This is a genomic window from Pseudoalteromonas sp. PB2-1 (assembly GCF_045040605.1).
In the GTDB taxonomy this organism is placed as follows: domain Bacteria; phylum Pseudomonadota; class Gammaproteobacteria; order Enterobacterales; family Alteromonadaceae; genus Pseudoalteromonas; species Pseudoalteromonas arabiensis.
Genome location: NZ_CP090667.1, coordinates 2,322,910 through 2,336,915 on the forward strand (window position 1 = coordinate 2,322,910; position 14,006 = coordinate 2,336,915).

The window sequence follows — 14,006 nt, forward strand, 5'->3', positions numbered from 1 at the left end:
TATACTAAACCTGCAAATTGCCTTGTCAGCAGCTAGACTGTTTATTATAGTCACCTTTAATATCACTCGGTCGCAAGTCGAATGCCTACAAAGATTTTTTCGAAAGCTAAAATATTAATAGTGGAAGAGCAGCCGCTAGCTCAAAGCTATATGAAACAATCTCTTGAAGGGTTAGGTTTTCGTCAACTTCGCTTTGCTGAACACGCAATAGCTGCCAAGGAGCAATGCCAAGTTGAACAGTTTGATTTAATTGTTTGCTCATTTAATTTAAGCAAACACCAAGATGGTTATCAGCTCTATGAAGAGCTAAAAGTAAAACGTTATATTAAAAGTTCAACTGGGTTTATTTTTATCTCAGCAGAGACAAGCGGCTCATTAGTTCATAGTGTATTAGAACTACAGCCCGATGACTTTCTTGTTAAACCATACACAATTTATGAACTCAAAAACCGTATCGAAAAAGTACTCATGCGTAAATACCATTTACAGCGTGTGTACCAACTAATTGATGACGATAACGACTCTAAAGCAATTAAGCACATAGACGAGCTATTACAAAATAAGAGTAATACTTATAGTGCTATTCTGTTACGGTTAAAGGGTAATGCCCTACTCCGCTTAAAGCGTAATGAAGATGCAAAAGCTTTCTTCAAGTCAGTACTCAATATTCAAAAATTTACATGGGCTAAAGTTGGCTTAGTTGAAGCGCTTATCGCGAATAACGAACATATTCTCGCTCAGCGTATGCTCAAAACGATGTTACAACGCAATGAAACTCGCTTAGTCGCACTTGATTTGCTTGGTCGCTTAGAGGTTAAACTAAACCAATTTGACGAGGCTCAAGCTTTCTTCAGTCAGGCTGTTAATATTGCTCCCCGTAATATTTCTCGCCAAAAAGCACTCAGTCACGTTTCCTTACTTAATCATGATTATGAGAAAAATTACCTAACACAAAAAGACATTGCCAATTACGCAAAACACTCTATTCATGATCACCCTGATATTTATTTAAATGCCGCACGCGCAGGCATCGACTTTGCGCTTACCACAGATCAAAGCGATCAAGTTAATCGTATCTCAAGGCAAACTAATCAATATTTAAATGATTTAAAACAGCAGTTTCCGAACAGTAATAACCAAACTCAAATTGATGTTTTAAATGCACGATTACACTACTTAAAAGATGAACATCAAAAAGCAAAAGCACTAATTGAACAGCTTGATGAAAGTGATACGCAAATTCGCTCTGTCGACGGAGCACTTGATAAAGCAAAAGCTTTTCACGAACTTGGCTTTCATAACAAAGCGCAAATGCTTTTTAATCAAATAATTACTCATTGCGAGCGACACCCATCTGTCAGCGATCCTGTTTATGTACGCTATATTCAACAGCAACAAACAGAGCGTCGCGACATCAAAATGGGTCCAAAAGAGTTAAACAATCACGCTGTTTCGCATTTTAATAAAGGTCAGCTCAATGTTGCACTCGAAGCATTTACACAAGCTTTTAGAGTCATGCCTAAAAATGCCAGCATTGCGCTAAATCTATTACAGTGTTTATTTGATAACAATGGACAAGGTCAATCCTTCAACCTTGTACTTGCCAAAAAATGCTACCGCTTGTTGAGTAAGCACACGCTTGAAGATGAGCAAGCCGCGCGTTTTGAAAAAATAAAAGCCCGTGCAGCAAAAATGAACCTACAGCTTACTGATTAAAAACTGATTTACTGGGGCTTCTTTTGAAAACGTATTTAAAACACTTTCTTTTTTTAATCATTTTACTGGGCGGTATTAATACGAGTGCCTCATCAGAGCTGCAACACTGGCAACAAGCAAAGCTCAATTGGCAAAGTGAAGCTGGTAGCCATATAAATATATTAGCTGATGAGCAGCCTGCTTTTATGGCTTTAAAGCCATATATTCCTCTATTCGAGAAGCTAACTGGTATTTCTGTCGGCTTTCACCCACTTGAACAATCTCAAATGCGTATTAGACGCCACCAAGATTTAAGTGAAGGACTTGGTTTATATGATGTTCACCCAATGGGAATTACTTTTTTAGGTGAGGCACAAAGTAATGGCTGGATTGAGCCCTTAGCACCTTATTTAGAAAATCCACTCATTACCGATAAAAGTTGGTATCAATTAGAGGATATTAGTGAACGAAGTCTTGCGCTCTGTCGCATTAATGGCGCATTGTATTCACTTCCTTTTGATTTTTCTGCGCCAATCTATTTTTATCGAAAAGACTTATTTACGCGTTTCAATCTTAAAGTCCCCGATACGTATGCAGAACTATTAAAAACAAAAGTAGCATTACAACGCGCTATTGATACTGACCCGCAATTAAAGGGCATGCACGCATTTGCCTCTCGCACCTTGCCTGGTGCAGGGTTAAACACATGGACTATTTTACCCATTATGCGCGCTTACGGTGCACAGGTTATTAATGAACATGGGGAATCTGAGTTTGATAGCCCTGAAACAGAAGATGCCTTAAAGATGTATCGCAATTTAGTAACTGGCTATGGCACACCAGACAATAGCCGGCTTTTACATTTTTATGAGTTGCGAAACCAGTTTAAGCAAGGAAAGCTCGCATCCGCTTTTTTAGCCTCACATTTCTATAATGAAATTGATACAGCGGAAGAATCCGATATTTGGAATAAATGGGAAGCGGCCCCATTACCAGCTGGCCCTGTTGCACGAGAAACCTCTCCTTGGGCTTGGGCGTTTACAATTAATGCTCATTCAAATAATAAAACAGCTGCGTGGTTATTCATTCAATGGGCGACAAGTGAACAAACCGCTTCATTATTAAGTACTGGCGGCTCACCTCCGCGAAAAAAAGTATGGCAAGAAAAACTGTTCACTCTTGTCAATAAACCTGGCTTTAATAACGCTATGCTATGGGTATTTGATCACGCCACACCAGATCGCTTACAAGCGGGCATGGTTGAATTTCCGGTTATCGGAAAAGTCATTTCATATACATTTAGTCAAATCTTTTATGGTGCAGATATTAAAGAATCAATAAAAACCACCCATACTAAAATTAACGTCGATATGAAGCAGTTAACGTCAAATAGAGCGGTTCAACAATGAGGGTCAGTATTGCTCATAAAATTTTGATGATTATAGGTTTTACCATCACCCTAATTTTGGGGGTGAGCACTTCTATGCATGTAGTTGAATTAAAAGAACAGACGTTACTAAACATGAGTGAGAAAGCCGATGCGATCGTTTCACCTATGCTGTCAGAAATCGACAATTTAACAACCGATAACACCATTGGCAGTTGGGTTTTAAAAATTCAGGGGATCACGTTAAAGAACATCTTAAAAAACAATACATTCGATGACCTAGAAACTATATATTTTATTGATCAGAATAACTTTATTGCAGCGCATCCTGACACATCTAAAATTGATACGCTAGAAACAAACCAAATAATACTTAAGCAACTTAATCCAAATCAAAATACCATTGCGTCTTTAGATCAACAATATGCCGTCGCAGTCCCCATTGATAACCATCAAGGTGAAAATATAGGTTACGTTATTGTGACTTTTTCAGACAAAGACTTGGCTCTAAAAACAAAATCAATCATTAGTAACGCAATCTCTTTATTTGCAATTTACCTACTCGCCGCAATGATCATTGCCTATATCATCATCAGGCGAATTATCTTACAACCTGTAGAACAACTTGTAGAGTTTTCTCATGCTGTAACCACAGGTGATTTAAACTGCCCTATCAATATTAAAAGCCAAGATGAAATTGGTACCCTCGCAAGTGGCTTTAAGATGATGCGAGCAGCGGTAAGACAGCAAATCAACAGCATGCATGAACAACATAGTCAATTAGAAGAAACCATCGCTAAGCGCACACAAGAGTATATTGATGCGAAGGAGCAAGCTGAACAATCTAATCAAGCCAAAAGTCGCTTTTTAGCAAACATGTCACATGAGTTAAGAACACCACTCAACGCGGTGCTTGGGTTTAGCCAGTTACTGCAAGATAGCGAAACAGACAAAAATAAACGTCGCTACCTAGAAGCAATATCAATTTCAGGTAGTTCATTACTCAATGTACTTAATGATATTCTTGATTTGTCAAAAATTGATGCTGGAAAAATGCAACTTGATATAGATCGCGTCGAGATCCCGACTATCTGTCATGAATTAAACATGATGTTTTTGCAATTAAGTGCCCAAAAAGATCTCGACTTCAAAGTGACAGCTCACCCGGGCTTCAAAACACCGGTATTACTTGATAGCAATAAAGTACGCCAAGTACTGACAAACTTAATCAGTAATGCAATAAAGTTTACCTCACAAGGGCGTGTAGATGTGTATTTCGATTTTAAGCCTCATGATGATGAAAGTCATATAGATATTGCTATTCATGTTAAAGACACGGGTAAAGGTATTCCTAAAGATCAGCAAGATTTAATCTTTAATGACTTTGAACAAGTGCAGGGGCAGCGCAGTTCAGAGTTCGGCGGAACAGGCCTTGGATTAGCAATTTCACTGCGTTTTATTAAACTAATGGGTGGCGATTTATCGGTGCTAAGCGAAAAAGATAAAGGCAGTGAATTTATTGTATCAATTCCTAATATTGAGCTTGCAGAATCAATGGCTGAGGTAGAGCATCGCAACTACCCTGCTCTCTCCAGCTACCACTTTAATCCTGCGCGTATTTTAATTGTCGACGATATCCCCTACAACAGAGATTATTTAGAGTCATTTTTATCACGTTGGAGTTTTACTATCGATACCGCGATAAATGGAGAAGACGCGCTTAAAAAAATAGAACAACAGCAACCGGACTTGATAATCATGGATTTAAAAATGCCGGTAATGGGTGGACTTGAAGCATGTCAGTTAATTCGAAGTGACGACCGTTTTAAACACATTCCAATTATCGCAGTAACTGCATCCTCGTTAAAAGATGAAAAGGCACAATCGAATATTCTAACTGACTATATAATCAGTAAACCAATATACCGAGAGCACCTTATTTTTATTATTGCACAGTACTTGGATTAGTCGCATTTTTTCATGGCAACAGCATTCATACAATAACGCAGACCGCTCGGTGCTGGGCCATCAGGAAAAACATGACCTAAATGCGCATCGCACACATTACAAATCGCTTCAATACGTTGCATTGCGTGGCTGTTATCCGCAATATAGGCAATACTTTCTATGCTGCTTGGTTGCGTAAATGAAGGCCAACCAGTGCCACTGTCAAACTTTTCATCTGCGTCAAACAGCAAATTACCACAGCATACACAAGCGTATTTGCCTGGTTCGAATAAAGTACATGAATCGGAGCTATGTGGGCGCTCTGTTCCTTTTAAACGCGTAACATAAAAAGTATGCTCATCTAACTGTGACTGCCACTCAGAGGAGCTCTTTTCGACTCTGCGCGGCGGAGTGGGATTACCAGTTTGTGCGAACGCTAAAATATCTTGCCAAGTTAACATAAGGCCTCCTCAATATTTAAAGTATGCCAAGACACTACATCAAAAAGCTAAGGCTCGGCAAGCCTTAAGATGTTATTGTAATTTTCTGCCGTTCACGCGCTGATAAAATGATATGAAGGTGTGAAATTATCTCAGCTTTAGAGACACTCAGTACCGCATGCAACCGTTGTGAATTAATGTCTTCGATAACAATACTGCCCTCACCGACACTGATTGTTTTGATTTGCCCTATTAACACAAATTCGGCTTTACGTTTAAAATCAAATAACCCTGCTAGGCTTATTAAAGCAAGCTGATTAACATCTCGCTTAATTAACTCTTCAACTGGGTTTCTGTTTTTAAATAAAGGAGTAACTCGGTACAAAGCAGAGCTTGTAATCACACACCAAAAAATAACAAACGATGAAAAAACAGCACTATGCCACAGTGGTGTGACAAGCCATAAAAGCAGTAAAACGAGCGCAATTGCCACTGAAATTTTAGCTAATAGCTTATTAACACGAAGCATTTTATTCTCCTTTTTTAATAATTGGATCAGGCCAATCATTAAAAAATACGCTGAGGTAACGACTTTTCAGTAAGTACAACAACACCCATAATACAATTACCATTTGACACGCTAGAAACAATGAAAATTGATAATGACTATGCGCTGCTTGATATGTAAGCCAGCCTAAATCAATGATTGCACATAAAATTAATGGCCAACGCATAAAACGCCATATGCTCGCCAGTCGCTTTGCGCTATCAGGGTTGTCTTGTGGTCGTCTTAAACAAAATATAACAGCAGGTAATAAAGCAATGGCGGCAATACCGATAGAAAAAAAGAAATCAGACTTACTGTTAAAAAATAACGACATAATATCTAAATCAGGGCGGCGACTCAGCGCCGCCATAAGCCAAATAAAGTAACTGCGTAAAAGTACTAATAGAGATAAATGAAAAGCTATAGGCGTTCTATATGCTCCGTATTTATCCCAATATTCAGGCCCATAACGCATTACAGTTGATTCTTCCTATCAGCGATAATACCCAATACTAAAAAGGCAGCTGTGAGTGTCAAAGCCAACCATTTTACACCCAACAGCATAAGCAGCTTGCTCAAGTAAGGGGTAATAAATACAACCAATAACCCCATACCGAACCCAGTGACTAACACAAAACACAGAATACGTATAATGAAGTGACGACGTGCCACAAAACGCTTTGTTATTTTAATGATATCGTCCGCATAGAGAGATAAAAAACAAACCACTAACAATAACGAAATATTATATAAGTGAGGCTGCAACCAATGACCTAGAGTTAATGCAAGCGACGACATTGCCTGTAAAAAGCTATCCATTGTGTTCACCTAGTAATGCGATTAAGTCGGCTTCAGTTAAAATATCAATTCCTAAATCTTGTGCTTTAGTCAGTTTAGAACCGGCTTTCTCACCAGCAATTAACGCATCTGTTTTTGCTGAAACACTTCCCGATACTTTTGCACCTAATGCCTGTAAACGCGCTTTTGCGTCATTACGGTTAAGTTCACTTAGCGTACCTGTTAGTACATAAGTCAACCCTGCTAATGGCTGCGCATCTTCACTTGGGGCGCTCAGTGCAGGCCAATGAATGCCCTGCTCTATAAGCGCATTAACAACGTCCATGTTATGCTCTTCACTGAAGAAACCACGTACATGTTTGGCAACAATCTCACCAACATCACTGACTTCAGTCAATGCATCAACGCTTGCTTGAGTTATTTTTTCTAGGGTTAAAAAGTGGTTTGCTAAGTTTTGTGCTGTCGCCTCACCCACTTCGCGAATACCTAATGAATATAGAAACTTGGCTAACGTTGTTTGCTTAGCGTCTTGCAATGCGTTGACTAAATTCTTAGCAGACTTAGGTCCCATACGCTCAAGTGATTCAAAATGACCCTGCTTAAGGATAAATAAATCAGCAGGCGTTTTAATCAGTTCACGGTCAACTAACTGGTCAACAATTTTGTCACCTAAGCCATCGACATCAAGCGCTTTACGTGACGCAAAATGCTTAATTGCTTGCTTACGCTGCGCTTGGCAAACTAAACCCCCCGTACAGCGAGCTACCGCTTCGCCTTCAATGCGCTCCACATGCGAATCACAAATTGGGCAAGTAGCTGGAAATTCAATCTCTTTGGCATCGTCAGGGCGGCGCTCAAGTACAACCTGCGTTATTTGTGGAATAACATCACCTGCACGGCGAATAATCACGGTGTCGCCAATTTTAACGCCCAATCGGGCAATTTCGTCACCGTTATGTAAGGTTGCGTTAGACACAGTGACGCCGCCGACAAAAACGGGCTCCAAACGAGCAACTGGGGTAATTGCACCGGTACGGCCTACTTGAAACTCAACATCGAGCAGTTTAGTTACTTCTTCTTGGGCAGGAAATTTAAACGCAATTGCCCAGCGTGGTGCACGTGCAACAAAGCCTAAACGCTCTTGTAGTTTTTTATCGTTTACTTTGATCACCACGCCGTCAATTTCGTATTTTAAGTGTTCGCGACGAACTAAAATATCTTGATAATAGTCGAGCGCGGCCTGTTGACCTTCAACCAGCTTTGTTTCAGGGCAAAGTGGTAAGCCCCAATCCGTCAACTTAGCAAGTTGTTGGTAATGATCTTCCGGTAACTGACCATCAGCAACCAAACCTGTGCTGTAGGCATAGAACATTAATGGGCGTTTTGCTGTTACTTTAGAATCTAGTTGGCGTAAGCTTCCTGCCGCAGCATTACGTGGGTTAACAAATACTTTTTCACCACGCTTTTGAGCTTCAGTATTAAGCTTTATAAACCCAGCGGTATCCATAAATACTTCACCGCGAACCTCAAGCTCTGCAGGAATATCATCACCACGTAACTTAAGCGGCACGTTTCGAATCGTTTTTACGTTCTGGGTAATATTTTCACCGACCATGCCATCGCCGCGAGTGGCTGCTTGGACAAGCACGCCATTGCGATAAATAATTGATACGGCTAAACCATCAAGTTTTGGCTCACAACAAAATGTCAGCTCATTATGATTCATAACACGTTCTTTAATTCGGCGATTAAAGGCTGCAAATTCTTCTTCAGAAAACGCGTTATCAAGTGACAACATAGGTACTCGGTGCGTTACTTGCTCAAATTTATCAAGTGCTGTACCACCCACCTTCTGAGTAGGTGAATCAGGACTTTGAAATTCTGGATTCGCTTGCTCAAGCGCACTTAGCTCTCGCATCAAACGGTCGTATTCTGCATCAGGAATACTGGGTGCATCCAGCACATAGTAATTATGGTTATGCTCTTCTAACTGGGCACGTAATTGAGTAATTTGCTCAAAGATAGGGCTGGACATGAAAACCTCAAAAATCTACATAAAAAAGCCACTTAAACGAGTCATCGCCAAGTGGCCTAAAATACAATAAATGTGCAACGACTATTATGCTGAAAAGCTTCTTACTTTCTCAACATATTCCCTCACACTGTCAACCGTCATTTCTTCACGGTTGCTATTTAAAATAGTTGCACCAAATTCATCGGCAAGTTTCTTTGCCGCACTGTGTAACATATTAAAGGCACTCAAGCCGTCCCCTTCACAAGGTAAGGTCATAAATAAACTTACCCCTGCGGTACTAAATTGTTCCATATTATCAATATCGAATGTACCAGGGTTATACATATTCACTAATCGGAACAACACAGGCCCCGTACCCGCAGGGTCTAAGTGACGATTAAAGAAGCCTTCTTCTGAATATTTGAAGCCAAGCATATTAACAGCAGGTAGCAATTGGCTGCCTTCCATCGATAAACCTTCAGGCATTTGCAAGTGAACAATAATAAAGTCTGTTGGTTGCACTTCTTGCTGCGGCTCATCAGTAACGGATTCAGCCTCTAATGGCTGCTCTTCTACGACTGGTTGCTGCTCCATTTCAGGCTCAAGTTCGCGTGACTCAGTCTCAGCACTAAAGCTTAAATCACCAAATTCAGGTTCATCGCGTTCTTGCACAACAGGCTCAGGTTTATCCGCTACACTTTGCGTCGTTTCGTTAGGTTCTACCCGATCTTGTTGCGTAACCTCTGGATTGTCTTTTTTCCGTACAGACCAAAGTCCGTGTATTAATAAACCACCAATCACAAACACACTGATTACGATTAAAGCCCATCTTAATTCTTCGGCCATCCCCTCACCTTTATTATTTGATCTGCCTAACTAAATTTATGCATGTGCCATTTGCACTGCTTGTTCAATATCTACAGCAACCATCCGCGAAACACCGGGTTCAGCCATAGTTACACCCGTCAATCTACCTGCCATTTCCATGGCAATCTTATTATGACTGATATAAATAAATTGCACCGATTGTGACATCTCTTCTACCAAACGGCAAAAACGACCCACGTTCGCATCATCCAATGGCGCATCCACTTCATCTAGCATACAGAATGGAGCTGGATTGAGCCTGAATATTGAAAACACCAATGATAATGCGGTCAGCGCTTTTTCTCCACCACTAAGCAGGTGAATTGTCGAATTTTTCTTGCCTGGAGGCCTTGCCATGATGCTTACCCCACTTTCAAGTAGATCATCACTGGTCAATTCAAGGTAAGCACTACCGCCACCAAACACTTTCGGGAACAACTCCCCAAAGTCTGTATTTACTTGTTCAAAGGTCGCCTTGAAACGATTTTTTGTTTCTCGGTCGATTTTTTGAATCGCCCCTTCAAGGGTATTTAATGCTTGCGTTAAATCATCAAGTTGCTGATTTAAATAATCGCTGCGCTGTTTAGCCTGCTCAAACTCATCAATTGCCGCTAAGTTCACCGCGCCAAGCTCATTTAACGCTTGCGTGGTTTTTGTAAGCAAAGTTTGCATGCTATTTAAATTGGCATTGTCAGGCAGTTCTTCAAGTACTGTTTTTAAATTTTGTTGCAGTTCTTCAAGTGGCTCTAAAGCCGCCTGCGCTTTAACGATTAAACTTTGTTCATCCAGTGCCAATGCTTGCAGCTGCTCTTGTAACGTCACCAACTCAGATTGCGATGATTTCAGCGCTGTTTGCTTATCAGCAAGCTCCTTTTTAGCTTGACTCAATGCCGCTTGCAAGTTTTTCAGCTCAACGTCACTTTGTTGATGCTTTTCAAGCAATAGCATAATTTGTTCTGCTACCTCTTCAAGCGGTATCACTAACTCTTCTAGCTGCTCGTTGAGTTCTAATACGGCTTCACTGGCAGCATTTTGCGCTGCATTAGCGTGTTGTAATTTAGTTTCACTCAGTTGACACTCACTGCGAGCTTTTTGTTCGGCCAAATTTGCTTGATGTGCCTGCGTTTTATATTGCTCTAACAGAGAAGCCACTTGGCGATAGTTGTTATTTGCCTCAGCTTGTTGGTGTTTTGCTTGCTCTAACTCAGTTTCAAGTTCTAATTGCTGCTCTAACAATTGTTCAAGTAAACACTGCTGAGTTTGTTGCTGTTCGTCGGCATTTTGCTTTTGCTCAGCCAGTAACGTTTGACGCTGTTGTAACTTAACAAGCTGGTTTTGCCACTGCGTTTGCTGCTCTAGCAACATATCTCGTCGAGTACTGGCCGATGCAATCTGCTGAGCCGCTTGGTGAATTCGTTCTCTGTATTGCTCTTTGTCGGCGATAAGTGTTTTCTTACGTTCCAAATGCTCATTTAGCAATTGCTGCTTAGTTTCTAATTGCTCGTTGAGCTCTTCATCTAACTGCTGTGCATCACTGAGCTGAGCATGCTTTAAAAGCAAAGAATTGTCAGCGTCTTTATTGGCATCAGTATGAAAGTTACGACCATGCATACAGCCTTGTTCATCAATCACAGCCAGCCAATATGGATCCGATAAAATAGCGTCATCAAAACGGGACTGAAATGCAAACCGTGCTAATAAATCAGGGAAAGCACCCGATTCGATGTAATTTGCTAATGACTCTTTTGGTAACTCAGCACTATTAGTTACAGGCCAAACACTGTTAGGCTCTTTATGCTGACTAACCTTTAAGTGCTCAAGGCCAAGTAGGGCTTGCTCAACTAGCGGCTCAAAGCCAGAAGCCACTTTTAACTGTGCTAATAAAGAGACACTCTCGCTGTTGGTTTGCTCTGATAACAAAGAATTAAGTGCCGCAATGCTGGCTCTATTTTCATTACTGTGCTGTTGAACCCGCTTTAAATCCTGCTCTAAGTGCTGTTGCTCTTTATCCGCGTGTTCTAGATTTTGAGTGAGCTTATTTAGCGCACTTTGTTGCTGCGCAAGCTCCTTCGTCAGTGTTTGAATTTGCTGTTGTTGCTCAGCAATTTGCGCTGCAACTGGGGTGGCTTCAAGCTCACTAATTTCAGCAGTGAGTTGTGCTTGTTGAGATTCAAGTTGCGCAACAGTCTGCGCAAAGTGAGCCTGTTGACTCTTGGCGATAGTAATATCACTGCTATGAGCTTGGTTTTTCTGTAAGGTGCTTTGATATTGCTCATTAGCACTTTGTGTTTGTTGCTGCCTAAAAGCGACTTGTTCTTCAACCTCTGTAACTTGCTCAGCGCACAACAAACTTTGCTCAATCGCTTCTTGTAGCTGCTCTTGTAAAATGGCGGCAGAAGCGTGTTGCTCTTCTTGCAGCTCTTTATTTTGTAACTGCAATTGTTGCTGTTTGATAAGGTTTTGGCTAAGTGTTTGCTGTTGCTGCTTTAAACTGATCTGTTGCTGCTCTTTGCGGGTTAACTCAGTATGAGTCTGATGCTGAGCCTGCTGAGCGTCTTGCAGTTTTTGCTGCTCAAGTTGCACCTGATTTTCAAGGCTTGCTAAAACATCATCATGGCCAGAATGCGCTTCTCTAAAGAACTGAATTTGCTCTTTAAGTTTGTTGATTTGCTCAGCTTTATCGATTTGTTGTTGGTGTAACTTCTGCCACTTTAAAACCGCAATTTGCCCTTTTAAGGTGCGCTCAGTGGCTTTTAATTCTCGGTATTTTTTTGCATCGACTGATTGCACTGCAAGCTTATCGAGCTGTGTTTGCAACTCTTGCCTTACATCAAGCAAACGCTCAAGGTTTTCGCGGGTGCTTTTAATGCGGGTTTGTGTTTCACGACGACGCTCTTTGTATTTCGAAACCCCCGCGGCTTCTTCTAAAAAAACACGTAAATCAGCTGGTTTACTCTCAATTAAACGCGAGATCATGCCCTGCTCAATAATTGCATAGCTGCGCGGGCCAAGACCTGTGCCTAAAAAGATATCGGTAATATCACGCTTACGGCATTTACTGCCATTTAGAAAATAAATTGACTGACCATCTCGGGTCACTAAGCGCTTAATCGCCACTTGGTTTCGATCAGCAAAGGTATTCGGTAAATGGCCACTGGTGTTATCAAACACTAACTCAACAGAGGCTTGTGAAATAGGTTTTCGATTAGTTGAGCCGTTAAAAATAACATCGGTCATGGCATCGCCACGTAAGTTTTTAGCTGAGCTTTCACCTAGCACCCAACGCACTGCATCAATGACATTTGATTTGCCACAGCCGTTCGGGCCGACAACACATGTCATCTGATCAGGGAATGGGATTTTAGTGGGTTCAACAAACGATTTGAAACCCGCTAATTTTATGGTGCTTAAACGCATCTAATTGTTTTACCGATTTTTATTGTTATTCTTCAATTTAACCCATTTTAGGGTAAAAGGTTAAGCGTGGCGCTTAAAATTATCTAAAATTATACCCGTTGCCATCGCTACATTAAGCGATTCTGCTTGGCCATAAGCCGGAATAGTGATTTTATCAGTAACTAAGCTTTCGCAATCAGTACGTATACCATGCGATTCACTGCCCATTAGTAATACGGCATCTTGCTTGAGAGCGGTTTTGTGAATGTTTTCACCTTCTAAAAATGCACCATACACAGGAAGGTTTAAGCTAGGTAAGTAATTAGTTAAGTCAGTTTGAGAGACACTCACACGAGCAAATGAACCCATGGTTGCGCTGATAGTTTTCGGGTTATAAGCATCCGCACTGTCTGTGCTGGTAACAATATGCTTAATACCATACCAATCAGCAACACGAATAATCGTGCCCAAATTACCCGGATCCGACACGCCATCAAGGGCTAGAATAAGCCCCGATGTAGGTAATGCTTGCTGACTTGGCATATCTACAACAGCAATTGCTGCGTTGTTACTAACGAGCGTACTGGCTTTAGTTAGGCTGTCTTCGTCTGCTTCAATGACTTGATGGGCTGCAAGCGCAGATTGGTGCGCTGTTATAAATGCAGGAGTCGCAAAAATATGAGCAATACTTAAACCACTGTTTAGTAATTCAAGTACATTTTTTTCGCCTTGAACAAGGTACTGGTTATATTGCTTACGGTATTTCTTTTGACCTAATGCACGAATTAGTTTCAGTTGGTTTTTTGAAATCATAACAGCCTCATAAAATGATGCGCTAGTATATCACCAAGGTCGCAGATTCTGTACTCGAAAAACCAAGGGGAAAGTGCCAATTGCTCATTCAATCAGCACTTA

At 40.9% G+C, this 14,006-nt stretch carries 11 protein-coding genes; 3 read left to right on the forward strand and 8 right to left on the reverse strand.

Annotated elements, in window-relative coordinates; genetic code table 11:
- Nucleotides 1–81 precede the first annotated feature (81 nt).
- The 3 genes from L0Z67_RS10885 to L0Z67_RS10895 all read left to right on the forward strand — a co-directional run bounded on the left by L0Z67_RS10885 (nucleotide 82) and on the right by L0Z67_RS10895 (nucleotide 5,050).
- Nucleotides 82–1,716, forward strand: a complete 1,635-nt coding sequence (locus tag L0Z67_RS10885) for a tetratricopeptide repeat-containing response regulator (RefSeq protein WP_062569968.1) — start codon at nucleotides 82–84, stop codon at nucleotides 1,714–1,716.
- A gap of 23 nt (nucleotides 1,717–1,739) precedes the next feature.
- Nucleotides 1,740–3,104, forward strand: a complete 1,365-nt coding sequence (locus L0Z67_RS10890) for an ABC transporter substrate-binding protein (protein ID WP_405128022.1) — start codon at nucleotides 1,740–1,742, stop codon at nucleotides 3,102–3,104.
- A 74-nt stretch (nucleotides 3,105–3,178) separates the two neighbouring features.
- Nucleotides 3,179–5,050: an ATP-binding protein gene (locus L0Z67_RS10895; protein WP_167346347.1), complete on the forward strand. Its 1,872-nt coding sequence runs from the start codon at nucleotides 3,179–3,181 to the stop codon at nucleotides 5,048–5,050.
- On the opposite strand, the gene msrB is transcribed toward L0Z67_RS10895, so the two are convergent.
- The 8 genes from msrB to L0Z67_RS10935 form a co-directional block, all read right to left on the reverse strand.
- Entirely contained in the window at nucleotides 5,047–5,490 is a 444-nt protein-coding gene (gene msrB, locus L0Z67_RS10900; RefSeq protein WP_062569965.1) for a peptide-methionine (R)-S-oxide reductase MsrB, read from the reverse strand. The genes L0Z67_RS10895 and msrB overlap by 4 nt on opposite strands.
- Nucleotides 5,491–5,554: 64 nt before the next feature.
- Nucleotides 5,555–5,998 carry a hypothetical protein gene (locus L0Z67_RS10905; RefSeq protein ID WP_237114235.1) on the reverse strand — a complete coding sequence of 148 codons (444 nt, stop codon included), beginning with the start codon at nucleotides 5,996–5,998 and terminating at the stop codon, nucleotides 5,555–5,557.
- A 1-nt stretch (nucleotide 5,999) separates the two neighbouring features.
- On the reverse strand, nucleotides 6,000–6,491 hold the full coding sequence (locus tag L0Z67_RS10910; RefSeq protein WP_062569963.1) for a DUF2919 domain-containing protein: 492 nt from the start codon (nucleotides 6,489–6,491) through the stop codon (nucleotides 6,000–6,002).
- Nucleotides 6,491–6,835, reverse strand: a complete 345-nt coding sequence (locus L0Z67_RS10915; RefSeq protein WP_062569962.1) for a DUF3392 family protein — start codon at nucleotides 6,833–6,835, stop codon at nucleotides 6,491–6,493. The genes L0Z67_RS10910 and L0Z67_RS10915 overlap by 1 nt, the downstream gene beginning before the upstream one ends.
- Nucleotides 6,828–8,849, reverse strand: coding sequence for an NAD-dependent DNA ligase LigA (gene ligA / locus L0Z67_RS10920; RefSeq protein ID WP_062569961.1), 2,022 nt, complete (start codon nucleotides 8,847–8,849; stop codon nucleotides 6,828–6,830). Before ligA ends, L0Z67_RS10915 begins: the two co-directional genes overlap by 8 nt.
- Nucleotides 8,850–8,933: 84 nt before the next feature.
- The gene (gene zipA, locus L0Z67_RS10925; protein ID WP_237114236.1) at nucleotides 8,934–9,674 is read right to left on the reverse strand and encodes a cell division protein ZipA; all 741 of its coding nucleotides are present in this window, start codon (nucleotides 9,672–9,674) and stop codon (nucleotides 8,934–8,936) included.
- 36 nt (nucleotides 9,675–9,710) lie between these two features.
- Nucleotides 9,711–13,112 carry a chromosome segregation SMC family protein gene (locus L0Z67_RS10930; RefSeq protein WP_062569959.1) on the reverse strand — a complete coding sequence of 1,134 codons (3,402 nt, stop codon included), beginning with the start codon at nucleotides 13,110–13,112 and terminating at the stop codon, nucleotides 9,711–9,713.
- Nucleotides 13,113–13,172: 60 nt separating this feature from the next.
- Entirely contained in the window at nucleotides 13,173–13,904 is a 732-nt protein-coding gene (locus L0Z67_RS10935) for an RNA methyltransferase (RefSeq protein ID WP_062569958.1), read from the reverse strand.
- Between the last annotated feature and the right edge of the window lie 102 nt (nucleotides 13,905–14,006).

Bases quoted from the DNA above. Each gene is read 5' to 3' on its own strand.
- L0Z67_RS10885 (WP_062569968.1), top strand. From the start codon at position 82: ATGCCTACAAAGATTTTTTCGAAAGCTAAAATATTAATAGTGGAAGAG.
- L0Z67_RS10895 (WP_167346347.1), top strand. From the start codon at position 3,179: ATGCATGTAGTTGAATTAAAAGAACAGACGTTACTAAACATGAGTGAG.
- msrB (WP_062569965.1), bottom strand. From the start codon at position 5,490: ATGTTAACTTGGCAAGATATTTTAGCGTTCGCACAAACTGGTAATCCC.
- L0Z67_RS10905 (WP_237114235.1), bottom strand. From the start codon at position 5,998: ATGCTTCGTGTTAATAAGCTATTAGCTAAAATTTCAGTGGCAATTGCG.
- L0Z67_RS10910 (WP_062569963.1), bottom strand. From the start codon at position 6,491: ATGCGTTATGGGCCTGAATATTGGGATAAATACGGAGCATATAGAACG.
- L0Z67_RS10915 (WP_062569962.1), bottom strand. From the start codon at position 6,835: ATGGATAGCTTTTTACAGGCAATGTCGTCGCTTGCATTAACTCTAGGT.
- ligA (WP_062569961.1), bottom strand. From the start codon at position 8,849: ATGTCCAGCCCTATCTTTGAGCAAATTACTCAATTACGTGCCCAGTTA.
- zipA (WP_237114236.1), bottom strand. From the start codon at position 9,674: ATGGCCGAAGAATTAAGATGGGCTTTAATCGTAATCAGTGTGTTTGTG.
- L0Z67_RS10930 (WP_062569959.1), bottom strand. From the start codon at position 13,112: ATGCGTTTAAGCACCATAAAATTAGCGGGTTTCAAATCGTTTGTTGAA.
- L0Z67_RS10935 (WP_062569958.1), bottom strand. From the start codon at position 13,904: ATGATTTCAAAAAACCAACTGAAACTAATTCGTGCATTAGGTCAAAAG.